Genomic DNA, 22,028 nt, shown 5'->3' on the forward strand with positions numbered 1-22,028 from the left:
ACCTTCGTTAATTACTTGATCTCTTGCTGGATTATCTATAACTTCTTCTTGCGTTTGTGGCTCTTGATATTGTTGTTCTTGAGATTAAACAGGTTCTTGCTGTACTTGTTGCTGTTGTTCTTGAGATGGTTCGTTTTGTGCTTGATGATTTTGTTCTTCTTCGTTACTTGATACTTCTTCAGAAGTATCTTTTTTATTATCAGATTTTTCCTCATCTTCATCATTATGCTTTTTATCGTTTTCTTTCTTGCTATCTTTATCTGAAGACTTGGTTTCCTTTTTGTCTTCAGATTTACTTTTTTCTTGTCCGCACGCTGCCAAAACTAAAAAACTAGCTAGTAATAAAAATAAAAACTTTTTCATTCTATATTCTCCTTAATAATAAACTTTAAAAATATACAAGGTAGAGTTAAATAATTGTTGGATTATTTTTCTTCACCTAACATGTCGTAAAATTGTTGTGGTATTTCATCTTGGTTTCTTGTTTTAGCAACATCATTGTTATTGATGTAAGCGTGAAATACTATACCATCTGCAACATCATATAATGATTCTGGATTTTTAGGCCAATTTTTGTAGTTTATTTCGTTTATTGATTCATTTGAAACATAAACAATTGCAGCTACCATTTTAGTTTCATTACCTTTTTTATCTTCAAATTTCATAATATCTTTAAAGATTGCACCTTGTTCAATATTTTGGTGATCTTCTTTCAGTTTATTGCTCATTTCCATTGAGAAATGCTTTACAGATGAATTTTCACTGAGTGGCATCCCAGCATCTCTCTCATAAACGTCATATCCATCTTGTTTTATATTTGTTATATCATTATCTTTTTTATCTTGGGATTTTACTTTTGATTCCTGTTCTTTTTTATTATCGTTTGTATTAGACGTGTTTTTTGCGTTCTCTTTGCTTGTAGTTTCTTTTTTAGGTTCTTCTGATTCTGTATTTTCTGAATCAGTAAAAATGCTTCCAAAGCCACCGATAAGTAACAATATTATAATACCACTCCAAATTTTGTGTTTCTTAAGCCAATTCAGGATTTTATTACCTTCATTATCAGATGGTTCAAATTTTTGGGGATTAAACTCATGAATGATTTTTCTTTTTTCTTCCACTGATTTTTTCTTGTACTCTCGTTTTTCTTCTTTTGATAGAGTTCTTAAATAATCTCCTTCCACCATAGTTTCCTTAAAGGTAAGTGTGTCTTGCTTTCCCATTCTGCATTCTCCTTAATAATAAAATTGATCTATATTAATCAACCTACATTTGTATACACGTGTATGACGTGTGAGGGCAGGTTAGTCACTCCCAATTCTCATGTTTAAATATTTGTAAAGGTTCGAATTTAATTACATAACCCTTGTAATATACATCTAAGCCATATTTCATCCTATAATGATGTAACGTATTTAATACATATTCCTCTGAAACGTTAAAATATTCTGACATCTCAAACAAGTTATGTACTCCATGATAGAAAGCATCTATAATTCCATCAAGCGAAATAGCTAATTCAGAGCCTAAACGTCTTGCTTTTAATTCATATTTTCGATTCAGCATTTTGGATTGATCTCGAATATCTCCATATGTAACTAAATGATGTCCAATTTCCTCATACAAAGTTTCGAGTTTATTTACAGAATTCATGCGTTTTTCAATAAGGATGACTTCACCTAAATATAAACCAGCAAGACCTTTCTTCAAATTGGTTTCCTCAATAATGATTTCGTCATCATATTCTGCCAATAAATTTTCATAATTTCTCATGGAAACACTCCTTATTTTTTACGCTTGCTTTTAACGAATTCTGCATAATCCAATATCTCTTGCCATTCTTCTTCTGTTAAATCACCATCTAAATGAGCAGCGATGGTTTCAAAGGATGATTTTGGTTTTTCTTTTTTCGGCGTTGCCAAATCATCTCCCATTAAATCATCTATATTAACATTAAATATTGACGCTATTTCTAATAATGTTTTCATTTTAGGAGTGTATTTGCCTTTTTCCCATTCACTTATACTAGATGCGCTCTTTCTTCCAAGTTTGTGTGCAAGATCGATTTGTTCCATATTATGTTTATTTCTTAAGTATTTTAAGTTTTGGCTAAACATTTTTGCTACCTCCTAAAATTAATTTGTACTTATATTATACATTATAATCGGATATTTACAACAGGAAAACCGAAATATATTTTCGGTAAAAATGAAATATAATACTTGACTTCGGAAAAACCGTAATGATACAATGTGATTAACCTTTTCGAGAGGGGGGTTGAAAATGAATGACAATACGGTCCTAACTTTAAAAGAGTGGCGCGGACTTAAAGGTTATACTAAAGTTGCATTAGCATCAAAGTCAGGTGTTAACGAACGAACAATTTATTTGTTCGAAAAAGATGTTAACAACATTCAAAATGCAAACTTTAAAACTATTAAGAAATTAGCAGATGCTTTAGACATTAAAGTTGCTAATATTTTTTTAGAATTTGATTCGGAAAAACCGAAATAAGATGAAGGAGGAAATTAAATGCAAGAATTACAAAACAAACCGAACATATCTCAAATGTTCAATATTCAAGAAAAAGAAAATGGTGAAATTGCAATTAGTGGTCGTGAATTACATGAAGCGCTAGAAATTAAAACGAGATATAACGATTGGTTTGAAAGAATGCAAAGTTATGGATATCAAGAAAATGTTGATTTTGTAGCTATTACTCAAAAAAGAGTAACAGCTCAAGGGAATGTCACTGCCTATATTGACCATGCACTAACAATAGATACTGCAAAAGAAATTGCAATGATTCAACGTAATGAGATTGGTCGAGCAGTTAGACAACACTTCATAAGAATTGAGGATGCTTGGAACAGTCCAGAAATGATAGTTGAGCGAGCTTTACAAATTCAAACTAACAAAGTGGAAAAGTTAGAAGTACAAGTTGAAGAAAACAAACCTAAAGTAATATTTGCAGATTCTGTAATCGGTAGTCAAAGCTCAATTTTAATAGGTGAGTTAGCAAAACTCCTTAAGCAAAACGGAGTGGATATAGGTCAAAACAGATTATTTGAATGGATGAGAGAGAATGGCTATCTGATCAAACAAAAAGGTGAGAACTACAATTTACCCACACAACGCAGTGCAGATTTAGAAATTATGGATATTAAAAAGCGCACCATTAACAATCCAGATGGTTCAAGCCAAATCACTAGAACAACAAAAATTACTGGTAAAGGTCAGCAATACTTTATCAATAAATTTTTATCAGAGTAGGAGGGAACGGAATGAACGATTTACAAACGATTAACGTTACTGTACCAATACCAGAAACACACATCATTATTCCTAAAGTTGAATACCAAGAGCTTATCGACAATAAACCTATCAACATGACATTAACAGAAGTTGCAGAAACATATCTTACTACAAAAGCATGGATAGTGGACAACATCATTAAAGATGATTATTTCAAAAGAAAAATAGCGCCATTTTCACAATTTCCAAACCCAGATGGTAAAGGTAAATATTTATTTAACAGAAAGAAAATGCGCCAATTCTTAGAGGATTATGATGAAGAAATTAAAAAGAGAGCTAAAAGAAAATTTTAAGGAGGTGATTTCATGAACGGTATTTTATCAGTTTCAATATCAATCTTTGTAATGTCACTTTCATTCATAATTACAAATGATTTCATTTATCTAACAGTAATCTACTTTGCAACATTCTTCATAACATACTGTTGGTTCTGGCCAGAGTTTTTCAAGGCAATAAAAAAGACCGCTAAGCGCGCCAACGCTTAACAGTCAAAGAGATTTATTAATTAAATGTATTTTAAATATACACAATCTTAGGAGGATTAGTCAAATGCAAAAAGAAAAGACTATGTATAAAAAACAATATTACTATATCGTCCATAAGAATGTAGATCACTATGTAGACAATAGACCAACAGAACGCGCACCTAAAGTTGAATATTCTGACGATATGGAAACAGCGCGAAGATTCTTTGATGAAGACTTTGAAATATTACAAATTGATTGGAATAAACACGACAAAATTATATGTGAATCAACTCATATAAGAATACACAGAAGTGAAAGGGTTGAAGTAAATGAGTGAGAAATTAAACTTATATCAGAAAATAGCTGATGTAAAAGCTAATATAGACGGTTTTACTAAAGATACAAAAGGATACAACTTTTCATACGTGTCAGGCTCACAAATATTGCATCGTATTAGAACTAAGATGATTGAGCATAACTTATTATTAGTACCTAGCACTACTAACGAGAAATGGACGACTCACACATATAAAAACAAAAAAGGTAATGAAATCGTGGATTTTGTAATAGAGATGGACTTGAATTACAAATGGATAAATGCTGATAAACCAGAAGAACAATTGGATATAAGTTACCACGCGTTTGGACAACAAAGTGATATTTCACAAGCTCATGGTACTGCTTTGACTTATGCGGAACGTTACTTCTTGATGAAATTTTTCAATATACCAACCGATGAAGACGATGCAGACGCGAAAGAAAAACAAGATAGATATTCAAAAGTAGATCCAAAGAATATTGAAACCTTGGAAAACGAAATAACTATGTTTAGTGAATTGATGAAGTCATTAGGTAAAGAAGTTTCTACAGACCAAGTAAAAAAACAATTAAAAATTACAAATATTAACCAACTATCAAATAATCAAATAGCGATGATGATTACAACATTAGATAAATGGAGTAAGCAGTCAAAATTAAAGGAGAATGAATAATGAATCAATTTAACGGAGTAGGAAACTTAGTATCAGATCCAGAATTAAAAGGACAAAACAACAATGTAGTTAATTTCAGAGTAGCAATACAACGAGCATTTAAGAATAAGCAAACAGGAGAGTATGAATCAGATTTTCTAACTTGCGTAGCATTTGGTAAAACAGCAGAAATCATCGCTAACAACTTTAGTAAAGGTCAGAAAATAGGCATTACTGGTTCAGTGCAAACTGGAAGTTATGAGAATAAAGAAGGAAATCGTGTATTCACAACAGATATTGCAGTCAACCAAGTGACTTTTGTAGAACGCAAACAACAAAATAATCAATCACAAAAACAAAACAGCCAGTCACAAACGCAGAAACCAACAAATGATAATCCTTTTGCCAATACAAACGGACCTATTGATATCCAAGATGATGACTTACCATTTTGATTGTTCACAATTTAAATAAGGTGATGTAATGCCAATTATTAAAAACTATATTCAGCAAGATGATGGCACAATATCTGCCGTCATCACTGGATTAACTTTAGAAAACAAAGACTTCTTACTGTTAGATAACGGACTAGAAGTAGAATGCGATGTAATCGTGAGTGATCCATACAAGATAACAGATAAACAACGGAAAAAGGTTTTCGCAATGGTACGAGATATATTCAATCACTACGGACAGCCAATGGATTACTTAAGGTATATGTTCCAAAAACAATTAGAGTTTCTTAAAGGATATGAGCCTATATCGTTAAGTGATTGCAGTAGGAAACAAGCAAGTGAATTAATCGAGTTAATACTTGATTTTGTATTCATTCACAACGTACCTATGAACAAGGCTACTAGCGACCTTATGAGCAACGATAAGTATTTCCTATATAAATCTACCATAAATCGTACATGTGTCATATGTGGCGTTCCAAATAGCGATTTAGCACATTACGAAACAGTGGGACGTGGCAGGAATAGAAAGACGATTAATCACTATAACAATAAAGTATTAGCCTTATGCAGAAAACATCATACAGAACAACATCAAATAGGCATGGAGACATTTAATAGTAAATACCACTTACAAGATAGTTGGGTGGATGTAGACGAAACGTTGAATAAGATGTTGAGAGGTGAGAAACATGAGTAAGCTGTTGATTGATGATTATCCAATACTTGTTTTGCCTAAATTAGCAGAACAAATTGGATTGAATGAAGCTATAGTTTTACAACAAATGCATTATTGGCTAAGTAATAGCAATCATTTTTACGATGGGCGTAAATGGATTTATAACAGCTACAAAAATTGGGAAGAACAGTTTCCTTTTTGGAGTAATGTAACTATAAGAAGGACTATATCTAGTTTAGAAAAGCAAAATTTATTATATGTAGGTAATTATAATAAAGCTGGATTCGATAAAACAAAGTGGTATTCGATTGACTATGAAGGCTTAGAAGGTATGAGCAAACGAGTTGCTCAAAATGAGCAAACGATGTGGTCAAAAAGAGCAAATGGAGTTGCTCAAAATGAGCAAGTGGATATGGTCAAAATGAGCAAACCTATACCAGAGACTAACACAGAGATTACTTCAGAGACTTCTACAGATAATAATATGTCGAATTCCTCGACTACGCATCCTTACGAATCAATTATAGAACATCTTAATCAAAATACAGGTAAGCATTATAAATCGACAACTAGGAAAACGAAGGACTTAATTAAAGCTAGATTTAACGAAGGGTTTAACGAACAGGAATTCCTAACTGTTATTAATAATAAAGTAGCCGAATGGAAAGGTACAGATATGGAGAAGTATCTCAGACCAGAAACACTATTTGGAACTAAGTTTGAAAGTTACCTTAATCAACAAACAAGTAATAAAGAACCATGCAATAACCCATATGCCAACTTATTTTAGGGAGTGATTAAATGAATACATTTGAAAGCATCGCAAGTAAAGTAGGATTTAAAAATGAATTAGTTAAGCAAGAATATGGACTGAAGTGCGATAAATGCGGCCGTGCTTATGACTACTATGAATTCGATACAGGATATGCAGTTAAAGATGGTTGTGATTGCGAAATGATAAAGCTAGCTAAAGAAAGAAAAGCAGAGTTTGAACAACGCCATAAATCACAAAAAGCTAATAGTATATTTAAGAAATCAATTATTAATGACGATTTAGCTAACTGCGATTTTGATAACTACAACGCAACAAATGATGATTTAGCAAGAGCGAAAGTATTATGTGTGAGATATGCAAATAATTTCACGTTAGAGAACAAACAATCATTATTGTTGCAAGGAGCATTCGGTACAGGTAAATCACATTTAAGCATGTCGATAGTAAATACAGTGAAAGAAAAAGGTTATTCAGTACTTTACATGAATGTACCACAACTGATTTCAACAATAAAAGGGACATACAACAAAGACAGTAACCTAACAGAACAAGAATTAAATCAAGTGATCAGTGACGTTGACCTAATGGTATTCGATGATTTCGGTATTAATATGAATGAATTTGCGACAAGTAAGATGTTTGAACTGATTGAATCAAGAGTAGGCAAACATAATATTTATACGACAAATTTAAACGCACAAGAGTTAAGTAAAAACAAAGATGCACAACGTATATTTAGTCGAATGATGTCGAATACAACATTAGTCAAAATGGACGGTGAAGATTACAGAATGAGAGGTATCAAATTTTGATAACTGTAGAGTTTGTTAAACAAAATCTTGAGTGTTCAGATATATACGCTCAAAAATTCATAGAGTGGGCAAATGGAGACGAAAATAAAGCGTACGACCTATTTATTCAAAAGTTAAATGAACGTCATACACGTCCCGCTATTCGTGAGGTGTGCTAAATGGGAATTAGAGAGCGTTATGGGTTGTTCGATTCAAAAGGTAATAAACAATTTTCAGTAATACCTAATTGTAAAGACGGACGTCATAGAGTATCTGGAATCGTTAAAACATTTTATGAGGGTCAACGTTGGTTCTTGGATGATGAAGAACTAGAAACGTTTATTAAAAACTATAAAGTAGAACGAGCGCATCAAAATAATATTTTTGATTATCTGTAGGAGTGACTAAATGAAACGTATAGAGCTAACGGTAGATGCACCTATGGCATCACCTAGACCTAGATTTAGAAATGTAGGTAAATATGTACAAACTTATATGCCTGCTAAGTATACAAATCATAAGAAGATGATAAGGCAACAGATGCCATACATGATGATAGATAAACCAATCAGATTAACAATTGAGTTTCATTTTCCACTACTTAAATCATGGAGTAAAAAGAAACATGTAGCAATGGTAGGTCAGTACAAGAGAACTAAACCAGATATAGATAATCTAATTAAAACTGTATTAGACGCTGCAAATGGTCGTGTTTGGCAAGATGACAATCAAATAGTAGATATAAGAAGTTTTAAGAAGTATGCAGAAACTCCGAAAGTAATTATGGAATTAGAGTATTGGAGTGATTTAAATGAATGAACCAGGAACAATGAAAATTAAATACTACGCTAAATTCGAAAAGGTAGTGCCATATATCCAACGACCAAACGAAGAAGAACAAGAAGTTTTAGAGTGGATTGGTCAAGACATGGATAAGCACGTTAACGATTACTTAGATGGTACATTCATAGAATTTAGCGAACCAGAGGTGAAAGATTAATGGAAAGGCTATGTGTAAACGGCAAAGAGTACACAATTCTAGGTAAGAATTTAAAAAATATGGAAGCAAACGGTTTTTATAAGGACTATTTAGCTACGAGGTTAAGAAACGGTTGGACATTACACGAAGCATGTAAAACACCTAAAGGAACACGCCTAGAAGATTATAGAGAAGAGAAGAAAATTAAACAAATGGAATCACAAGTTAGACGTATAAGAGCCAAAGTTAAAGAGGAGAAGCACAGAGACAAACACCCGTGGTTGTACGATGGAACACCGCAAGTACATCCACGTAGTAAATATGTAGCTGATTTAATGGAAAACGATATATTCCCGAAGGTGGTTAAGTAAATGAAGATTAGAGATTTAAATTTAGATGATTACGTTATCGTTTATGACATAGGCAAAAGTGAGTATAGCGAAGGTATGACAGTTGTTGGGAAAGTGTCTGAATTAGAGTTCAGAGGAGATGATGACAACATGGCAATTGTGAATTCATTAGGGAATGAATATTTTTTAACAGACACTAACAACTTTGATTTGTGGAGTAACTATATAGAGAGTAAGACGGAGCGTTTGAGTGATAAGAGTATTTTAAAAGTAGGGTTAGGAGTTAGTAAACCTGCTACTGAATATAAACAATTCAACGACGTGCAACAACGTAAGCGTAAGGAAGAAAATACAGCGTTATTTAAAATTAAAGATTTAAAAGTCGGTTATAAAGTACAAATATTAAAAGACGATATGATAGGCGAAGTTTGTGAAATAGCTGATAACGGTAAATCTGCCGAAATAAAAGTAGATAATGGTGTGTATAGAGTTATAAACGATAATTATGATTTCACAATAATAGAGTGGAATGCAGTACCAGAGTATGCAGAGGACACAGTAAATCACCCATCACATTATAACTACGGTGAGATAGAAGTGATAGATTTTATTGAGCAGGTAACACAACATTACAACGCTAACGTAGCTTATCACATTGGTAATGCGATTAAGTATCTTAGTAGATCACCACACAAGAATGGTAAAGAAGATGTGGAAAAAGCTAAATGGTATATCGAGCGTGCATATGAGAATTGGGATTAATTCAGTTATAGATATAAATATATTATAGAGTTTAATGATTAGTGATATCTATTATAGGAGGACAACAATAATGATTAAAGAACAATTATATACATTCAAAGCAAACTGCTACAACGTTGTAGATGGAGACACAATAGACGTGATATTAGATTTCCGTTTCGATATTTCTGCAGATAGACGATTGCGTTTATTGAATGTCGATATACCAGAACGAGGACAAGAGAATTACAAAGAAGCTACTGAGTTTGTAAAAGATAAGGTATACAACAATGAAGTGCTAGTACAAACATATAAAGATGATAATTTTGGAAGATACTTAGCAAATGTTTATTTCGGAGAAGATGAAGTGTCACTAAGTGATGCGATAAAAGAAAGTGGATTAATTAAACCTAACTCTAAATGGAATGAGGGCGAACAAAATGACTAACACACTAGATCAATTAGTTAAACAAGTAGAACAATGGAGTATAGATAAAAACTTAGATAAAGGTAATCCAGATAGACAAGCATTGAAATTTTATGAAGAAGCTGGAGAAGTTGGTGCAGCTTTATCACGTAACAAACTAGACGACTTAAAAGATGGTATAGGCGATACAGTCGTTACATTAATTATATTGGCACAACAACATGGGATGACATTAGAGGAGTGTTTACAGTACGCGTATGACGAAATCAAAGGAAGAAAAGGAAAGACAATCAATGGAACGTTCATCAAAGAATCAGACTTGTAAGAAAGACATAGTACAGAGGGTTAAGGAAATGTTGAGGAAATAAAAAAGCCCCAAAAAAGGGACTATTTAATATAAATTATCTTTCAATAAAACTTTGATACCACAGTATAAATTATATATTACGTAATAAACTGCGCCTATAAAGGCAATTACAGCAATAACAATTAAAGTGATTCCTAATGCGTTGTTAGAATTAGATTCGCTTAAACCAATTAAACCTGCACCTACAAAAATTAGGATATAAGGCAAGATGTGATAAGCTAAAGACTTTTTAGCGTGAGTAGAAACAGGTTTGTTGGCTAATATCCATACAATAATAGGGAATAGGATTGGCGCAAAAAACACACTAAAATATGATAATGCAGCTAGTATTTTTTCTGATTGTGTTGATTGATTGCTCATATAAATGTCTCCTTGTTAGTTATTAATAAGAACAATATCAAATAAATGTATTTTCGTAAATATTAATTAAATAATATAACAAATTTGTTATAAGGACGGTGATACCATTCAATACCTAATACGCACATTAACAGATTCAACTGGTCACCCTTTCACTCATGTTACACAAGCACGAGAGAATGAAACGTTTACTGTGATCGAGGCAGAGAGTAAGGAAGAGGCGTTGAAAAGATACAGATTTAACAAAGCTATTAATAATATAAATAAAGCATCTAAAAATAATAAATTACTGCAGGCTATAAGAAAGGACAGTGAGTGAGATGGAAATAGGTAAATACTATTACGTTGTAACACGAAATAATCAAATGGCTACAGGTTCTATTGTGAGTTTTTATGCTGATACAGTAGTCGTGGAGAAAGTGTTAGAAACTACAAAAGACTTAACGAAAGCAAGGTTGTATGAAGAGTATAAAGAAGCATTGAATTTAGCAGAAAGATACAACTTGCAAGTTAAAAAAATAAGGGCAGACATTTTAGGATTGGGGAGTCGATGAATATGTTACCAATATTAAAAACACTAATGATCATATCACTTTATGAACTAAGTAAATACGTTACAAATCAAATAATAATTAGAAAACAGGCGCATGATGATATAGATCAGCCGAAAGATTATGAGGAGGAGAAGTAATGTTCTGGATTATAGCAACTATTCTACTAGGTGCAATCGCAATCGTTTCACTTATATACAACGCAGTCAAAGATACTAAGATAGATGCACTGGAATATGAGGTGGCATACTTATTAGATATTATATTCAATGATCATGGCGATGCTGTATTGAGATTAAAAGAAAACGAATTAACAGATGAAGATATTAGAGAGATAAAAGACGCATGGGATAAACGTATTAAATAACTGGAGGTATTATATGAAACTTGGCAGAGCTGATTTACCTAAGTTAGAAGAATATTGGATTAACTACAATGATTTAAAAGGACAGTTAGCATATAGAAGATATGAACTGTTATACCAACCGCAAGATACTAATATAGGTGGTGGCAAATCAAACATTGTTAGTAGTCCAGTAGAGAATGAAGTTATCAAGCTACATAAAGATAACAAGTATCGTAATTTACAAGCAACATTACAAGCAGTAGAAGATGTTTATAATAGAGCGACTGATGAACAGAAGGCTGTTATTGAATACAGATACTGGGAAAAGGATTTAGCTATATATGAATGGCCAGATATAGCACATGAGTTAACTAAGCGTAGAGCAGACGACAAGATTATAAGTAGGGACGCAGTATTAAGAATGCGTAATAAGATTATGAGAGATACAGCTGAACGAATTGGTTGGATTAACTTTGAATAAACCGCACTTCTAATGGTGTGGAAGTGCGCAGTGTCAACAGGTTATTATGATAACATAGGGTATTCAGTTAAGGCGTTATAAATAAAGATACTATATTATATTTAGGCACACCTATTCCGCAGGTGTGTCTTTTTGTATGCAGCTATTTAATCGACCCACCTAATAAGGACACATATATTAAAGGACACTACTTATTAAGGTGAGGGAGTTAAGGTGTCATACACTTTGGATACCCTTTAATAATGATATGCACAGTAATGTCATTGTGTGTAGTTATACAGACAACATTCATTTGATTATATTAAAAGGTTTAATCAGTTTAAGAGATTGATTGAAACATTGAATAATAAAAACTAATTGATGATTGTTGTTTAACAATTGGATATCAAAAGAAATGTTTTATTGATCATAAACTTTATTAGATTAATTTGCATTTGATTAATGAAACAATTTCTAAACTCAAAGATAAAATGATTTCAAATTGATTTCGTTTTATCTTTTCTTATTAACAAAACAAAATTAAATATTAATTATAAATATAAAATTCAAATGAAAGAAGTTGATTCATTTGTTTGTTCAACCAAAGGTTCGACTTGGTAATAAGTCATATACTCAAACCGAGTTGCAAGACTATAGGAAAGCCAATACACAAAGGTATAACCAACAGGTTAGACATGACTCACGTAATAAGGAGTATACAACGTTCTACAACAGTACACAGTGGCGCAAGTTACGTATACAAGTGCTTACACGTGATAACTACTTATGCCAACATTGTTTGGCTCAAGGTGTAGTGAATGACAAAGACTTAATTGTCCATCACAAGATTGAATTGAAACGGGATTGGTCGAAAAGACTGGATATGGAAAATTTAGAGGCGGTATGTATTTCATGCCATAACAAAATTCACGAGAAATAATTTCGTGATAATTTTTGAAAAATAAATTTGAAAATATTTTTGGGGCGAAATAAAACCCCCGTCACTTCTGAGACGAGCGAACAACGAGCCGACCTTTTTTGCAACCAAATTCTAGAAATGAAAACTTTTCATAAGCCATATATTGTTAGGAGGTGCTGGAATGGCAGGAAGAAAGCCTAAATTGAATGCTACAAAGATAGGAAATCATAATAAAGAAGAATTGGAACAAGCTGAATTAAAAGAGAATGGACTTAAACAGTTTAAGAAAATTAATGTTGATTATGTTCCAGAAGGATTAACTGAAAATGCTGCTAAAGAGTGGTTGAGGGTTGTCCCGTTACTTGAACAATTACCAATTGCAGATTTAGATTACTCGCTTATCAAGAAGTATTGCGAAGTGTTAGACCAAAACGACACGCTATATCGTGCAATAAGTCAGAAAGATGGTATTGAAGGTATGGTTGACCCAGAAACTAATCGTAAAACTGGCGCTTTCATGGCATATATGGAGTCATTGAAAGAGTTACGTTCTATTTGTGGTCAATTAGGAATGACTATTGACTCTCGTATGAGAATAGTTGTACCTACTGAAAGTGAAGTTAAGCAATCTGTGTATGATGAATTTGGTGTTGATGACGATGACTAGCGTAAAGATACCTAAAGCATATGAAGAATTGTTGAATGTACCTAATGAATACAGAGATGATGCCTACAAATATTGCGTTATGGTACTATCCGGAACATATATAACGTGCAAAGATACTAGATTAGCTTGTATTCGTCATTTAAAGGACATACAACGGTCAATTAATGACGATAGTTGGAATTATATCTACAAGCCTAAACGTGCTAAAAAGGTTATTAAATTCGTTGAAGCGCTACCCGATACTAAAGGCAATATCAATAAACTTGGATTGTTTCAAAAATTCATTATTGCTAGTGTACGTGGTTGGTTTACTAAAGATAATGACATGTTGAGATTTAAAAAAGCTTTTATCTCTATGTCTAGGAAACAAGGTAAATCAATTTTAGTTTCTGGACTAGTTCTATACGCTTTCTTATTTGATAGAGAGCCTAAAGAAGGTAGACAGATGTTTACTGCTGCCAATGATAAGTCACAAGCAAGCATTGTCTTTAACATGGTATCTAAACAACTTATGTATTTTATTTCTAAAGTACCAGAATTAAAAAAAGACGTTAAGAAAGTAAGAGAATTACTTACACATACTAAAGACGGTTCATACATTAGACCTTTGTCACGTGACACTGGAGCAGTTGATGGTTTCGAACCATTCTTAGCAGTAATAGATGAATACCATGCAGCAAAGACTAATGAAATGTTAGAGCTTATTCAATCAGGACAAGGTAACTTACTACAATCATTAATATTTATCATTTCTACAGCTGGTTTTGATCTAAACGCACCAATGTACACAGATGAATGGCCATATGCGAAAGATATTTTATCAGAAGTATATACGGATGATGAATACTTTGCAGTCATATTTGAACAAGATTCAGAAGATGAATGGCAAGACAGTACAATGTGGGCAAAATCTAATCCACTTATAAATGAAACGGATGAACTCAAAGAACAAATTGACGATTTCCTTGAAAAACGTGTTGCAGAAGCTACTAAGAAAGGCTCTATGTTTAGAGTTTTAGTAAAAAACTTTAACTATTGGATGCAAGCAAGTGCAGAGTCTTACTTAGATTTCAATGATTGGAAAAAGAATGAAACCGAATTCGATATAAACAATTCGAAAGTATACATCGGGCTTGATTTATCGCGTGCAGATGATTTAACTGCAGTTTCCTTTATACATTTAGACGAAGAAAACAAACAGTATTATATTACTTCACATTCGTTTGTAGGCACAAAGGGTGGGTTACAAGGCAAGATTGAGCGTGACCTTATAGACTATAGGCAATTATCAGAAGAAGGATACTGCACCATTACAGACTTGTCTAGTGGCATTATAAATACTAACCAAGTATTAGATTACATCGAAACCTATGTAAATAGGTACAACTTAGATGTACAAGCGATTTGTTATGACCCGTATTCAATACATGGAGTATTAGCAGAGATAGAGCGTAGAGAATGGTTTTATGATTTGTATGAAATTAGACAAGGTCCACAAACACTATCGAATCCTAACTTAGATTTTAGATTGAATGTGATAAATGGTGATGTTAAGCATCATAAAAACCCTTTACTTGATACAGCAGTTAAAAATGCAATTGCTAAAAATGTTAATGACTCAATAATGATTGAAAAGAAAATGAACAGACATAAGATTGACCCACTCATGGCTACAATATTCGGTTATGTAATTGCGAGTGAACATGAATGGGATACTGAAACATTTATGCCGATGTTCTTATAGGAGGTGTGGCTATGAGCAAAATTCTTTATGCGTTATTAATACTTTTATTATTTATCGTAGGTATAGCAGGCATATTTTACGGATTATATATATTTTGGAAACCGTTAGCGTATATCGTTGGTGGTTTTATTTTTATTGGTATGGCAGGAATACTTAACCAATCATATGATAATACCTCGAATGGTAAAGGAGGTGAAAATTAATGCCATTACTAGATTTAGGGTTTAGCAATAAAGAAGAAAGAATGAGTAAGGATCTAGAGCGCTTATTGTACTTTCAAGAACATGGTACACATGCAAGTTACACAGGGATAAATGCTTTAAAGAATAGCGATGTATTCACTGCTACAAGAATTATATCTGCAGACATTGCAAGCACTAAGTTAAAAGTTAAAGGTCACGAAACTAACACAGTGATGAATCAAATATTAAATCTATTTAATAATAATCCACATTCAGATTTACCAGGTTGGCACTTCAAATTCATCATCATCGCAAACATGTTACTCAATGGACAATCATTCGTTGAAATCATAAGAGATAAAAACGATTTCCCTACAGGCTTTAATTTCTTACATAACGACTTAGTAGGAATTGAAGAAAAAGACGGAGAAATTATTTACAACGTTAGTGAAGATTATGAAGGAAATGCAGTTAAGATAACTAGCGAAGATATATTGCACTTTAGATATATCACGTTAGATGGTTATGTGGGTTACAGTCCGTTATATGCATTGGCACATGAAATAGGTATATCACAAGGGTCGAAAGGTTTCTTGCGTAACTTCTTTGATAACGGTGGTACATCGACATCAGTGTTGCAATACAAGAAGGGTCAAATAAACTCGGAACAATTAAGAGATTTGAAAAAGAATTTCTCTGAAAGTCAGTTAAAAAACAATGGTGGTTTAGTTGCTATTGATGACACGATGGACTTCAAACGATTACAAATACCTGTCGAAGTTTTGAACTTCTTGAACAGTTATAAGTTTAGTACTTCGCAGGTTGCTAAAGCATTTGGATTGCCAGTATCTAAATTAGGTATTGAAACTGTTAATACTTCAATAACGCAAGCCAATCTTGAATATTTACAAAGTACATTAGACCCAATATTCAAAATGATGATTGCCGAACTTGAAACTAAAATATTTAAATTCGTTGATTCTGGGTACGAATTAGAGTTTGATTCTTCTCGATTAATTGATATTGACCCCGAACTACAATTGCAACGTATCACAGAGTTGCATGGTAAAGGGATTATATCTACAGATGAAGCGCGTAGTGTATTCGGTTATCAACCTATTGATCATGGTGACGAGCCACTTGTGGACCTTAACAGAGCGCCATTATCAACACTGAAAAACTATCAGGCTTCTAAAATAGATAAAGAAGTTGAAAAGAACACCCTTAAAGGGGGTGATGATTATGACTAACAGTAACGTTGACACTACACAAGACATGGTTATTGAAGGATACGCTTTAATATTCAATTCTTTGAGTAACGATGTAGGTGGATTTAAAGAACGGGTGTTACCACATGCACTAGATGATGTAGATATTAGTGACGTTAAATGCTTAATAAACCATGAAGACAGATATGTTATAGGTAGAACAAAAGCAGAAACATTAGAACTGACGCTTGATAGTAAAGGTTTGAAGTTCAAGTGTAAGTTGCCTAATACTTCGTATGCTAAAGATATATACGAAAACATAGACGTTGGTAATGTTAACGAATGTAGTTTCCATGCGTGGTTTCCAAAAGATAACAACGGTAAAGATACAGGTTATTTTTGGACGGTTGAACAAGGAGAGTATGTTAGAAACGTAGAACAATTCGATAAGTTACTCGATGTAAGTGTGGTTACTACACCAGCATATAAAGACACTGGCGTGTTAGTAGCTCAACGTTCGCAAGATCTCACCGAAGTTAGAGAACTAGAAAAATTAAAAATAGCAATTGAACTGGAAGGCCTTCGTTTTAATACGTAAGGCTATTTTTTATACCCAAATTTAAGAAGGAGGATTATAAATGGCTAATTTAGATGACCGTAAAAAAGAGTTATCGAGTTTGGTTACTAAAGCGCAAGAAGCAATTGACAAGGGCGACCTTGAAACAGCTCGTAATTTAAAAGCTGATATCGATGCGCAGAAAAAAGAGTATGAAGAACTTGAACAATTATCACAAGAAATTGAATCATCAGCACCTAAGCAAGAAGAAGTACCGCAAAAAGATGAAGGTGCAGAGGTAGTCGACAACAAGTCAGAGGATAAACCAACCGATGATAAGTCAGATGAAGAAGATAAGCCGAAAACAGAGGATGACAAACCATCGTCTGATGATAAGGCGAAAGATGAACCACCAGCTATCGAGAAAGTAGAAGAACCTACAGAAGAAGAACTGGAAGAAGAAAAAGACAAAAAGAAAAAAGAAGGAGCGAAACGATCTATGGCGAAATTAAATCAAAATCAAGAAACTAACGAGGAAATCCTAGGTTTCGAACAATATATGAAATCTAAAGGGGCAAAACGAGATAATGTTAAATCTGATGATGCAGGCGTAACAATTCCACATGACATTAAATATATTCCAGAAAAAGAAGTTAACACAGTACAAGACTTATCACAGTTAGTACAAAAAGAAAAGGTTAATGGACCTAGTGGAGAGTACCCAATTTTGAAACGTGCTAATGCTAAATTCAGTACAGTTGCAGAATTAGAAGCAAACCCAGAGTTAGCTAAACCAGAATTCAAATCAATTGAATGGAAAGTACAGACTTATCGTGGGTCTATTCCAATCTCACAAGAAGCATTGGACGATTCAGTTGCTAACTTAACTGCTATTGTATCTGAAAATATCAACGAGCAAAAAATCAATACGTTAAATGAAAGAATTGGTACTGTATTAAAAGCTTTTAATCCAACAACAGTTTCAAATGTTGATGATTTAAAATCAATTATTAACATCAAATTAGACCCAGGCTACGACCGTCAAATCATCTGTACACAAAGTTTCTACCAAAAACTAGATACTTTGAAAGATGGTAACGGTCGTTATTTATTACAAGATAGCATTATTAATACAGCTGGTAATACTGTGTTAGGTATGAATGTGACAGTTGTACGTGATGATTTACTTGGTGTTAATGGTGATGCAAAAGCATTTATTGGAGATATCAAGCGTGGCGTATTCTTCGCAGACCGTACTGACATGTCAGTTCAATGGATTGAAAACCAAATCTACGGTAAATACTTGATGGGCGCTTTCCGTTTCGATGTTAAACAAGCTGATGAAAATGCTGGTTTCTTTGTGACGTTTGAAGACGCTGCACAAGAATCAGATGGCGAACTAGGAGCATAAGAAAAGTAGGTGAATTCAATGTTTAAATTAGATAGCGTTGAATCAGTAAAAAAAGCGATACGTGTAGATCATGATTTTGATGACGACTTAATTATGGAAGTTTATCTACCTGGCGCTATAAATGAAGTTAAAACAGCAGTTTCACAGAACAAGGAGGATGACCCTTTTTATAAGGATAATCCTCTTTTTAATTTAGCAGTTTTAAATATAGTTGCGCACCATAACGACAACCGTTCAATAACAACGAATGAACAAAGCTTTGAAGTACCAGCATCATCTATGGCTCTAATACAAACATTAAGAGCTAAATTGGCTAAATGGCGTTCAGATAACTTAGAGGTGATAGACGATGAATCTTAATCAATTAGATTTCAGAGTTTCGTTTTATGAAAACATGAGCGATGGTCCAGAAGCTGGAATGAATGAGCCAGTAGAAATTTATAGTTGTTTCGGAGGATTGTATGAACCTACACAAAAAGATGTTCAATTAGGCAACTTAGAACTTAGTAAAAGGTCAGTCACATTAAATATTAGAAACCCACAACCCCAATTTATACCCAATGTTAATCAAACATTTGAAATAAAAAACGGTATTTATAAAGGGTTGTTTTTTAATATAAAAAATGTGGCTCTTGCTAAGACTCCTAATTACATCAAGGTGGTTGGTGAAGAAGAATGACAATATCTGTTAAAGGTGATAAAGAAATTATCGCTTATTTGGAAAAGAAGTTTGGTAAATCTGCAACTAAACGTATAACTGATTTTGCTTTAACTAAAGGCGGTCAAAAGGTTGTACAGATTATAAAAAGAGATATGGGTTCATTTAAAGATACTGGTGAATCAGTGTCTGAAACTTCTTTATCTAAACCAATGACTATTGGTGGCGTGCGTACAGTTAAAATTCATTGGCGTGGTCCTAAGCAACGTTACAGAATAATTCACCTTAATGAATTTGGTCATTACGACCGTTCAGGTAAGTGGGTTAATACCGCTGGTAAAGGTGTAATTGAACGAGCTATGCGTGAAGGTAGAGAAACTTATTTTAGAACAGTGAAAGAAGAAATCAGAAGGAGGGTGTAAGAGTGGAAGACATCATGATGAAGATATACAAAGCGATTACAGATAATCAAGAAATTATGAACAACGTTAATAAAAACGATATTAAATTTTACGATTATCCAAACGCACAAGAAATCAAGACGACATGTATTGTCATAGACCCAATAGACACACCTAAGCCCTCTGATTTTGCAGATGACGACAATATGACATACGAATACCTATTCCAAATAGATATCTTCGTAAAACAAAATACAGGCATTAATGGACGAGTCCTATCAGATAGGCTCGTTTTTTTATTGCAAAGAATTATGTGGGAGCAATTGGGGTTTGGCGAAACTTCATCAATTAAACCCGAGTATATCAAGGATTTTAAATTGTACCACCAAGCAAAAAGATTTGAAGGCAAACAATATTACAAAATTTAGGAGTGTTTTAATATGGCAGAGAAAAATTACCGTTCATTTACAGGTTTAACTGAATTTTATTACAAAGTACATGGTGAAGATGTGCAACAAGTAACTGATCCAGAACGTATTAAATATTTACAAGAAATTTCAGTGTCTAAAGACCAAGAAATTGAAAAAGCTTATGGTGATAACCAAGTAGCAGAAATGGCAGTAGCTAATGGAACTATTGAAGTAGAAGCTGGTTTCCATAAATTACCATTAGAAGATAGAGTAGCTCTATTTGGTTTAGAAAAATCAGAATCAGGCATTGTATCAGTTGGTAATGATACACCACCGTACGTAGCAGTTATGTTTGCTAAGACTATGGAAGATGGGTCACGTGAATATGTTGGCTTGCCTAAAGGCTTATTTACATTCCCAGAAGTAGAAGGAAACACTAAAGAAGATGGTGTTGAGTTCAGTTCTGACTCTACTACTGCAGAATTTATGCAAGCACCAGTAAAAGGCTTTGAAGAAGAAAAAGCTATGTTAATGGGGCATGATGCAAAAGGAACTACAGTTATGAAAGACGCTATTTGGGAAGCAGTGTTTGGACAATCTTCTGAAAGTAGTAACGAAGATACAGGTTCAACGACTCCAGAAGAAGAATTAGGCGCATAACATACAGGAGGTTTGATTATGGCTAAGAAAAGATATGAAGTCTTACACAAGTTCATTGATTTAGAAGATAAGAACAAAGTATATAATGCTGGCGATACATTTCCTAAGCCAGCAAATAAAAAAGTATCACATGATCGCATATTAGACCTTACAACAAGTGATAACAAGCGTGGCAAGGTATTAATCAAAGAAAAAGAAGAATAACAACTATCGAGGGCTTAACGCCCTCTTTTTATTTGCAAATAAAAAACAAACATATATATAAGGGAGCAATCAAACTATGGCTAAAAGAACAAAAAGAAATTTCGTAGAGTTAATTCAAGAAGTAAACGATAAAGGTGAAATCACTAAATCAAATACATTTTTAACACCACCATTCACACCTGGACCAGCTTTATTAGATTTACAAGACCGAGTTATGAAAGTGGAAAATAGCAATTTTAAATCTGAAAAAGAAGCATTGTATTACATGATTGAAATTATTGTGGACTTCTATAAAAAACAATTTACTGCAGATGAATTTTTAGAAGGTACGAACGCACCAGAAGTTAACGACAAAATCAAAGAACAAATCCAATTTATTTCTGATGGTGTTGTTAATGAAGAAAACGAAAGAAGATTAAAAGAATTACTTAAATAATAGGCGGCGTTTCTTATGAAGGTTAATAAAATCGAACTTGTAAAAGATTACGATGAAAATGGTTATATTTTAGATTCTGAAATATATGTATCCCCTTTAAATACCAAGTTAGAAATAGTGTGGGAATGCCTAGACACATTATCTAAGATTGAAAATGGTGATAGTAACTGTGATATACATACTGTCACTGATTTAGTAGTTAGAATCTACAATAATCAATTTACTAAAAAAGAACTACTAGAAGGTTTAGACGCGGTAACTAGAAACGTTGAATTAATTGAACAAATAACATTCGTTGCCTCAGGTCAAGGTTTTGAAATGAGTGGCGACACAAGTAACGCGAAAATAGGAAAAATTAATTCATGGGAAGATAGTAAAAACAATATAAAAAAATTCGTAAAAGACATGATGAAAGAAGGCAAAGACATTAATAATTTAATGGATATGCCTTTTTCTTTTTTTATGGAAATTGTTGACGAATCTAACAAGAAAAATGTTAAGAAATCAGAGTCAATGATTGATGCGTTCATGTAATACA

Annotated in this window: 43 protein-coding genes and 1 pseudogene; 39 read left to right on the forward strand and 5 right to left on the reverse strand. The window is 33.1% G+C overall.

The window, feature by feature from the left end; genetic code table 11:
• Positions 1 to 84 precede the first annotated feature (84 nt).
• The 4 genes from ACF91D_RS20050 to ACF91D_RS20065 all read right to left on the reverse strand — a co-directional run bounded on the left by ACF91D_RS20050 (position 85) and on the right by ACF91D_RS20065 (position 2,117).
• Positions 85 to 363 (reverse strand): hypothetical protein, encoded by a 279-nt coding sequence (locus ACF91D_RS20050; protein WP_392437605.1) that lies wholly within the window; start codon positions 361 to 363, stop codon positions 85 to 87.
• Positions 364 to 425: 62 nt separating this feature from the next.
• Complete coding sequence (locus ACF91D_RS20055) at positions 426 to 1,223, reverse strand: hypothetical protein (protein ID WP_327620678.1); 798 nt, start codon at positions 1,221 to 1,223, stop codon at positions 426 to 428.
• 85 nt (positions 1,224 to 1,308) lie between these two features.
• Positions 1,309 to 1,773, reverse strand: coding sequence for an ImmA/IrrE family metallo-endopeptidase (locus ACF91D_RS20060; protein WP_327620677.1), 465 nt, complete (start codon positions 1,771 to 1,773; stop codon positions 1,309 to 1,311).
• A gap of 11 nt (positions 1,774 to 1,784) precedes the next feature.
• Positions 1,785 to 2,117 (reverse strand): helix-turn-helix transcriptional regulator, encoded by a 333-nt coding sequence (locus ACF91D_RS20065; RefSeq protein WP_327620676.1) that lies wholly within the window; start codon positions 2,115 to 2,117, stop codon positions 1,785 to 1,787.
• Between the two features lie 166 nt (positions 2,118 to 2,283).
• Here ACF91D_RS20065 and ACF91D_RS20070 point away from each other — a divergent pair, with 166 nt between their 5' ends.
• The 18 genes from ACF91D_RS20070 (at position 2,284) to ACF91D_RS20155 (ending at position 10,275) form a co-directional block, all read left to right on the forward strand.
• Positions 2,284 to 2,514, forward strand: coding sequence for a helix-turn-helix domain-containing protein (locus ACF91D_RS20070; RefSeq protein ID WP_325996141.1), 231 nt, complete (start codon positions 2,284 to 2,286; stop codon positions 2,512 to 2,514).
• Positions 2,515 to 2,532: 18 nt separating this feature from the next.
• Positions 2,533 to 3,273 carry a phage antirepressor KilAC domain-containing protein gene (locus ACF91D_RS20075; protein ID WP_327620675.1) on the forward strand — a complete coding sequence of 247 codons (741 nt, stop codon included), beginning with the start codon at positions 2,533 to 2,535 and terminating at the stop codon, positions 3,271 to 3,273.
• A gap of 11 nt (positions 3,274 to 3,284) precedes the next feature.
• On the forward strand, positions 3,285 to 3,608 hold the full coding sequence (locus tag ACF91D_RS20080) for a DUF771 domain-containing protein (protein ID WP_327620674.1): 324 nt from the start codon (positions 3,285 to 3,287) through the stop codon (positions 3,606 to 3,608).
• 12 nt (positions 3,609 to 3,620) lie between these two features.
• Entirely contained in the window at positions 3,621 to 3,800 is a 180-nt protein-coding gene (locus ACF91D_RS20085; RefSeq protein WP_327620673.1) for a hypothetical protein, read from the forward strand.
• A 64-nt stretch (positions 3,801 to 3,864) separates the two neighbouring features.
• Positions 3,865 to 4,119, forward strand: coding sequence for a DUF2483 family protein (locus ACF91D_RS20090; protein WP_122063393.1), 255 nt, complete (start codon positions 3,865 to 3,867; stop codon positions 4,117 to 4,119).
• Positions 4,112 to 4,774, forward strand: coding sequence for an ERF family protein (locus ACF91D_RS20095; RefSeq protein WP_327620672.1), 663 nt, complete (start codon positions 4,112 to 4,114; stop codon positions 4,772 to 4,774). The genes ACF91D_RS20090 and ACF91D_RS20095 overlap by 8 nt, the downstream gene beginning before the upstream one ends.
• A complete protein-coding gene (locus tag ACF91D_RS20100) occupies positions 4,774 to 5,208 on the forward strand; it encodes a single-stranded DNA-binding protein (RefSeq protein WP_327620671.1) in 435 nt (144 codons plus the stop codon). Before ACF91D_RS20095 ends, ACF91D_RS20100 begins: the two co-directional genes overlap by 1 nt.
• Positions 5,209 to 5,236: 28 nt before the next feature.
• Positions 5,237 to 5,908 (forward strand): putative HNHc nuclease, encoded by a 672-nt coding sequence (locus ACF91D_RS20105; protein WP_327620670.1) that lies wholly within the window; start codon positions 5,237 to 5,239, stop codon positions 5,906 to 5,908.
• Positions 5,901 to 6,677, forward strand: a complete 777-nt coding sequence (locus tag ACF91D_RS20110; protein WP_327620669.1) for a conserved phage C-terminal domain-containing protein — start codon at positions 5,901 to 5,903, stop codon at positions 6,675 to 6,677. Before ACF91D_RS20105 ends, ACF91D_RS20110 begins: the two co-directional genes overlap by 8 nt.
• Before the next feature lie 11 nt (positions 6,678 to 6,688).
• Positions 6,689 to 7,474, forward strand: a complete 786-nt coding sequence (locus ACF91D_RS20115) for an ATP-binding protein (RefSeq protein ID WP_327620668.1) — start codon at positions 6,689 to 6,691, stop codon at positions 7,472 to 7,474.
• Positions 7,471 to 7,632, forward strand: coding sequence for a hypothetical protein (locus ACF91D_RS20120; RefSeq protein WP_327620667.1), 162 nt, complete (start codon positions 7,471 to 7,473; stop codon positions 7,630 to 7,632). The genes ACF91D_RS20115 and ACF91D_RS20120 overlap by 4 nt, the downstream gene beginning before the upstream one ends.
• Complete coding sequence (locus ACF91D_RS20125) at positions 7,633 to 7,851, forward strand: hypothetical protein (protein ID WP_122062668.1); 219 nt, start codon at positions 7,633 to 7,635, stop codon at positions 7,849 to 7,851.
• A 10-nt stretch (positions 7,852 to 7,861) separates the two neighbouring features.
• Entirely contained in the window at positions 7,862 to 8,272 is a 411-nt protein-coding gene (locus ACF91D_RS20130) for a RusA family crossover junction endodeoxyribonuclease (protein ID WP_327620666.1), read from the forward strand.
• Entirely contained in the window at positions 8,265 to 8,453 is a 189-nt protein-coding gene (locus ACF91D_RS20135; protein ID WP_327620665.1) for a hypothetical protein, read from the forward strand. The genes ACF91D_RS20130 and ACF91D_RS20135 overlap by 8 nt, the downstream gene beginning before the upstream one ends.
• Positions 8,453 to 8,803, forward strand: a complete 351-nt coding sequence (locus ACF91D_RS20140) for an SA1788 family PVL leukocidin-associated protein (protein WP_327620664.1) — start codon at positions 8,453 to 8,455, stop codon at positions 8,801 to 8,803. The genes ACF91D_RS20135 and ACF91D_RS20140 overlap by 1 nt, the downstream gene beginning before the upstream one ends.
• The gene (locus ACF91D_RS20145) at positions 8,804 to 9,544 is read left to right on the forward strand and encodes a DUF3310 domain-containing protein (protein WP_327620663.1); all 741 of its coding nucleotides are present in this window, start codon (positions 8,804 to 8,806) and stop codon (positions 9,542 to 9,544) included.
• 70 nt (positions 9,545 to 9,614) lie between these two features.
• Positions 9,615 to 9,971, forward strand: a complete 357-nt coding sequence (locus ACF91D_RS20150; protein ID WP_327620662.1) for a thermonuclease family protein — start codon at positions 9,615 to 9,617, stop codon at positions 9,969 to 9,971.
• Positions 9,964 to 10,275, forward strand: a complete 312-nt coding sequence (locus ACF91D_RS20155) for a MazG-like family protein (protein ID WP_268559921.1) — start codon at positions 9,964 to 9,966, stop codon at positions 10,273 to 10,275. Before ACF91D_RS20150 ends, ACF91D_RS20155 begins: the two co-directional genes overlap by 8 nt.
• Positions 10,276 to 10,341: 66 nt before the next feature.
• Here the strand turns inward: ACF91D_RS20155 and ACF91D_RS20160 are convergent, their stop codons facing one another.
• A complete protein-coding gene (locus tag ACF91D_RS20160; RefSeq protein WP_119603811.1) occupies positions 10,342 to 10,677 on the reverse strand; it encodes a magnetosome magnetite crystal formation protein family in 336 nt (111 codons plus the stop codon).
• Between the two features lie 118 nt (positions 10,678 to 10,795).
• Here ACF91D_RS20160 and ACF91D_RS20165 point away from each other — a divergent pair, with 118 nt between their 5' ends.
• The 21 genes and pseudogenes from ACF91D_RS20165 (at position 10,796) to gpGT (ending at position 22,024) form a co-directional block, all read left to right on the forward strand.
• Entirely contained in the window at positions 10,796 to 10,996 is a 201-nt protein-coding gene (locus tag ACF91D_RS20165) for a DUF1381 domain-containing protein (RefSeq protein ID WP_358246412.1), read from the forward strand.
• Between the two features lies 1 nt (position 10,997).
• Positions 10,998 to 11,231 carry a hypothetical protein gene (locus ACF91D_RS20170; protein WP_208145784.1) on the forward strand — a complete coding sequence of 78 codons (234 nt, stop codon included), beginning with the start codon at positions 10,998 to 11,000 and terminating at the stop codon, positions 11,229 to 11,231.
• A gap of 2 nt (positions 11,232 to 11,233) precedes the next feature.
• Positions 11,234 to 11,368: a transcriptional activator RinB gene (gene rinB / locus ACF91D_RS20175; protein ID WP_325999757.1), complete on the forward strand. Its 135-nt coding sequence runs from the start codon at positions 11,234 to 11,236 to the stop codon at positions 11,366 to 11,368.
• The gene (locus tag ACF91D_RS20180; protein ID WP_327620661.1) at positions 11,368 to 11,595 is read left to right on the forward strand and encodes a DUF1514 family protein; all 228 of its coding nucleotides are present in this window, start codon (positions 11,368 to 11,370) and stop codon (positions 11,593 to 11,595) included. The genes rinB and ACF91D_RS20180 overlap by 1 nt, the downstream gene beginning before the upstream one ends.
• Positions 11,596 to 11,608: 13 nt before the next feature.
• Complete coding sequence (locus ACF91D_RS20185; RefSeq protein WP_029376943.1) at positions 11,609 to 12,055, forward strand: transcriptional regulator; 447 nt, start codon at positions 11,609 to 11,611, stop codon at positions 12,053 to 12,055.
• 568 nt (positions 12,056 to 12,623) lie between these two features.
• Positions 12,624 to 12,974, forward strand: coding sequence for an HNH endonuclease (locus tag ACF91D_RS20190; RefSeq protein ID WP_099089015.1), 351 nt, complete (start codon positions 12,624 to 12,626; stop codon positions 12,972 to 12,974).
• A 160-nt stretch (positions 12,975 to 13,134) separates the two neighbouring features.
• Entirely contained in the window at positions 13,135 to 13,620 is a 486-nt protein-coding gene (locus tag ACF91D_RS20195; protein WP_204194837.1) for a phage terminase small subunit P27 family, read from the forward strand.
• A complete protein-coding gene (locus tag ACF91D_RS20200) occupies positions 13,613 to 15,364 on the forward strand; it encodes a terminase large subunit (protein WP_327620660.1) in 1,752 nt (583 codons plus the stop codon). The genes ACF91D_RS20195 and ACF91D_RS20200 overlap by 8 nt, the downstream gene beginning before the upstream one ends.
• 11 nt (positions 15,365 to 15,375) lie before the next feature.
• Positions 15,376 to 15,567 (forward strand): hypothetical protein, encoded by a 192-nt coding sequence (locus ACF91D_RS20205; RefSeq protein ID WP_029376947.1) that lies wholly within the window; start codon positions 15,376 to 15,378, stop codon positions 15,565 to 15,567.
• Positions 15,567 to 16,796, forward strand: a complete 1,230-nt coding sequence (locus tag ACF91D_RS20210) for a phage portal protein (RefSeq protein ID WP_029376948.1) — start codon at positions 15,567 to 15,569, stop codon at positions 16,794 to 16,796. Before ACF91D_RS20205 ends, ACF91D_RS20210 begins: the two co-directional genes overlap by 1 nt.
• Positions 16,789 to 17,352, forward strand: a complete 564-nt coding sequence (locus tag ACF91D_RS20215; protein ID WP_029376949.1) for an HK97 family phage prohead protease — start codon at positions 16,789 to 16,791, stop codon at positions 17,350 to 17,352. The genes ACF91D_RS20210 and ACF91D_RS20215 overlap by 8 nt, the downstream gene beginning before the upstream one ends.
• Positions 17,353 to 17,392: 40 nt before the next feature.
• Positions 17,393 to 18,721 carry a phage major capsid protein gene (locus ACF91D_RS20220; protein WP_327620659.1) on the forward strand — a complete coding sequence of 443 codons (1,329 nt, stop codon included), beginning with the start codon at positions 17,393 to 17,395 and terminating at the stop codon, positions 18,719 to 18,721.
• An 18-nt stretch (positions 18,722 to 18,739) separates the two neighbouring features.
• Positions 18,740 to 19,081, forward strand: a complete 342-nt coding sequence (locus ACF91D_RS20225) for a head-tail connector protein (RefSeq protein WP_327620658.1) — start codon at positions 18,740 to 18,742, stop codon at positions 19,079 to 19,081.
• Positions 19,071 to 19,400, forward strand: a complete 330-nt coding sequence (locus ACF91D_RS20230) for a hypothetical protein (RefSeq protein WP_327620657.1) — start codon at positions 19,071 to 19,073, stop codon at positions 19,398 to 19,400. Before ACF91D_RS20225 ends, ACF91D_RS20230 begins: the two co-directional genes overlap by 11 nt.
• Positions 19,397 to 19,801 carry an HK97-gp10 family putative phage morphogenesis protein gene (locus ACF91D_RS20235; protein ID WP_119603799.1) on the forward strand — a complete coding sequence of 135 codons (405 nt, stop codon included), beginning with the start codon at positions 19,397 to 19,399 and terminating at the stop codon, positions 19,799 to 19,801. Before ACF91D_RS20230 ends, ACF91D_RS20235 begins: the two co-directional genes overlap by 4 nt.
• Positions 19,802 to 19,803: 2 nt before the next feature.
• Positions 19,804 to 20,208: a hypothetical protein gene (locus ACF91D_RS20240; protein WP_029376954.1), complete on the forward strand. Its 405-nt coding sequence runs from the start codon at positions 19,804 to 19,806 to the stop codon at positions 20,206 to 20,208.
• A gap of 12 nt (positions 20,209 to 20,220) precedes the next feature.
• A complete protein-coding gene (locus ACF91D_RS20245; RefSeq protein ID WP_101049657.1) occupies positions 20,221 to 20,850 on the forward strand; it encodes a major tail protein in 630 nt (209 codons plus the stop codon).
• A gap of 18 nt (positions 20,851 to 20,868) precedes the next feature.
• Complete coding sequence (locus ACF91D_RS20250; RefSeq protein WP_029376956.1) at positions 20,869 to 21,054, forward strand: hypothetical protein; 186 nt, start codon at positions 20,869 to 20,871, stop codon at positions 21,052 to 21,054.
• Positions 21,055 to 21,130: 76 nt separating this feature from the next.
• Complete coding sequence (gene gpG, locus ACF91D_RS20255; RefSeq protein ID WP_101049655.1) at positions 21,131 to 21,490, forward strand: phage tail assembly chaperone G; 360 nt, start codon at positions 21,131 to 21,133, stop codon at positions 21,488 to 21,490.
• A gap of 15 nt (positions 21,491 to 21,505) precedes the next feature.
• Positions 21,506 to 21,802 (forward strand): annotated as a pseudogene (gpG, locus tag ACF91D_RS20260) (phage tail assembly chaperone G); the annotation flags it as partial.
• A 93-nt stretch (positions 21,803 to 21,895) separates the two neighbouring features.
• Positions 21,896 to 22,024: a phage tail assembly chaperone GT gene (gpGT, locus tag ACF91D_RS20265; protein WP_392437627.1), complete on the forward strand. Its 129-nt coding sequence runs from the start codon at positions 21,896 to 21,898 to the stop codon at positions 22,022 to 22,024.
• The last annotated feature ends 4 nt before the right edge of the window (positions 22,025 to 22,028 follow it).

The sequence above is a fragment of the Staphylococcus sp. 231237_7MaSpsaltlick genome, from assembly GCF_043107035.1.

Bases quoted from the DNA above. Each gene is read 5' to 3' on its own strand.
- ACF91D_RS20250 (WP_029376956.1), top strand. From the start codon at position 20,869: ATGGCTAAGAAAAGATATGAAGTCTTACACAAGTTCATTGATTTAGAA.
- ACF91D_RS20150 (WP_327620662.1), top strand. From the start codon at position 9,615: ATGATTAAAGAACAATTATATACATTCAAAGCAAACTGCTACAACGTT.
- ACF91D_RS20100 (WP_327620671.1), top strand. From the start codon at position 4,774: ATGAATCAATTTAACGGAGTAGGAAACTTAGTATCAGATCCAGAATTA.
- ACF91D_RS20215 (WP_029376949.1), top strand. From the start codon at position 16,789: ATGACTAACAGTAACGTTGACACTACACAAGACATGGTTATTGAAGGA.
- gpG (WP_101049655.1), top strand. From the start codon at position 21,131: ATGGCTAAAAGAACAAAAAGAAATTTCGTAGAGTTAATTCAAGAAGTA.
- ACF91D_RS20140 (WP_327620664.1), top strand. From the start codon at position 8,453: ATGGAAAGGCTATGTGTAAACGGCAAAGAGTACACAATTCTAGGTAAG.
- ACF91D_RS20070 (WP_325996141.1), top strand. From the start codon at position 2,284: ATGAATGACAATACGGTCCTAACTTTAAAAGAGTGGCGCGGACTTAAA.
- ACF91D_RS20095 (WP_327620672.1), top strand. From the start codon at position 4,112: ATGAGTGAGAAATTAAACTTATATCAGAAAATAGCTGATGTAAAAGCT.
- ACF91D_RS20085 (WP_327620673.1), top strand. From the start codon at position 3,621: ATGAACGGTATTTTATCAGTTTCAATATCAATCTTTGTAATGTCACTT.
- ACF91D_RS20055 (WP_327620678.1), bottom strand. From the start codon at position 1,223: ATGGGAAAGCAAGACACACTTACCTTTAAGGAAACTATGGTGGAAGGA.
- ACF91D_RS20115 (WP_327620668.1), top strand. From the start codon at position 6,689: ATGAATACATTTGAAAGCATCGCAAGTAAAGTAGGATTTAAAAATGAA.
- ACF91D_RS20090 (WP_122063393.1), top strand. From the start codon at position 3,865: ATGCAAAAAGAAAAGACTATGTATAAAAAACAATATTACTATATCGTC.
- ACF91D_RS20235 (WP_119603799.1), top strand. From the start codon at position 19,397: ATGACAATATCTGTTAAAGGTGATAAAGAAATTATCGCTTATTTGGAA.
- ACF91D_RS20180 (WP_327620661.1), top strand. From the start codon at position 11,368: ATGTTCTGGATTATAGCAACTATTCTACTAGGTGCAATCGCAATCGTT.
- ACF91D_RS20135 (WP_327620665.1), top strand. From the start codon at position 8,265: ATGAATGAACCAGGAACAATGAAAATTAAATACTACGCTAAATTCGAA.
- ACF91D_RS20195 (WP_204194837.1), top strand. From the start codon at position 13,135: ATGGCAGGAAGAAAGCCTAAATTGAATGCTACAAAGATAGGAAATCAT.
- ACF91D_RS20160 (WP_119603811.1), bottom strand. From the start codon at position 10,677: ATGAGCAATCAATCAACACAATCAGAAAAAATACTAGCTGCATTATCA.
- ACF91D_RS20145 (WP_327620663.1), top strand. From the start codon at position 8,804: ATGAAGATTAGAGATTTAAATTTAGATGATTACGTTATCGTTTATGAC.
- ACF91D_RS20080 (WP_327620674.1), top strand. From the start codon at position 3,285: ATGAACGATTTACAAACGATTAACGTTACTGTACCAATACCAGAAACA.
- ACF91D_RS20225 (WP_327620658.1), top strand. From the start codon at position 18,740: ATGTTTAAATTAGATAGCGTTGAATCAGTAAAAAAAGCGATACGTGTA.
- ACF91D_RS20170 (WP_208145784.1), top strand. From the start codon at position 10,998: ATGGAAATAGGTAAATACTATTACGTTGTAACACGAAATAATCAAATG.
- ACF91D_RS20050 (WP_392437605.1), bottom strand. From the start codon at position 363: ATGAAAAAGTTTTTATTTTTATTACTAGCTAGTTTTTTAGTTTTGGCA.
- ACF91D_RS20245 (WP_101049657.1), top strand. From the start codon at position 20,221: ATGGCAGAGAAAAATTACCGTTCATTTACAGGTTTAACTGAATTTTAT.
- gpGT (WP_392437627.1), top strand. From the start codon at position 21,896: ATGATGAAAGAAGGCAAAGACATTAATAATTTAATGGATATGCCTTTT.
- ACF91D_RS20065 (WP_327620676.1), bottom strand. From the start codon at position 2,117: ATGTTTAGCCAAAACTTAAAATACTTAAGAAATAAACATAATATGGAA.
- ACF91D_RS20155 (WP_268559921.1), top strand. From the start codon at position 9,964: ATGACTAACACACTAGATCAATTAGTTAAACAAGTAGAACAATGGAGT.
- rinB (WP_325999757.1), top strand. From the start codon at position 11,234: ATGTTACCAATATTAAAAACACTAATGATCATATCACTTTATGAACTA.
- ACF91D_RS20075 (WP_327620675.1), top strand. From the start codon at position 2,533: ATGCAAGAATTACAAAACAAACCGAACATATCTCAAATGTTCAATATT.
- ACF91D_RS20060 (WP_327620677.1), bottom strand. From the start codon at position 1,773: ATGAGAAATTATGAAAATTTATTGGCAGAATATGATGACGAAATCATT.
- ACF91D_RS20130 (WP_327620666.1), top strand. From the start codon at position 7,862: ATGAAACGTATAGAGCTAACGGTAGATGCACCTATGGCATCACCTAGA.
- ACF91D_RS20185 (WP_029376943.1), top strand. From the start codon at position 11,609: ATGAAACTTGGCAGAGCTGATTTACCTAAGTTAGAAGAATATTGGATT.
- ACF91D_RS20105 (WP_327620670.1), top strand. From the start codon at position 5,237: ATGCCAATTATTAAAAACTATATTCAGCAAGATGATGGCACAATATCT.
- ACF91D_RS20205 (WP_029376947.1), top strand. From the start codon at position 15,376: ATGAGCAAAATTCTTTATGCGTTATTAATACTTTTATTATTTATCGTA.
- ACF91D_RS20200 (WP_327620660.1), top strand. From the start codon at position 13,613: ATGACTAGCGTAAAGATACCTAAAGCATATGAAGAATTGTTGAATGTA.
- ACF91D_RS20210 (WP_029376948.1), top strand. From the start codon at position 15,567: ATGCCATTACTAGATTTAGGGTTTAGCAATAAAGAAGAAAGAATGAGT.
- ACF91D_RS20110 (WP_327620669.1), top strand. From the start codon at position 5,901: ATGAGTAAGCTGTTGATTGATGATTATCCAATACTTGTTTTGCCTAAA.
- ACF91D_RS20230 (WP_327620657.1), top strand. From the start codon at position 19,071: ATGAATCTTAATCAATTAGATTTCAGAGTTTCGTTTTATGAAAACATG.
- ACF91D_RS20220 (WP_327620659.1), top strand. From the start codon at position 17,393: ATGGCTAATTTAGATGACCGTAAAAAAGAGTTATCGAGTTTGGTTACT.
- ACF91D_RS20125 (WP_122062668.1), top strand. From the start codon at position 7,633: ATGGGAATTAGAGAGCGTTATGGGTTGTTCGATTCAAAAGGTAATAAA.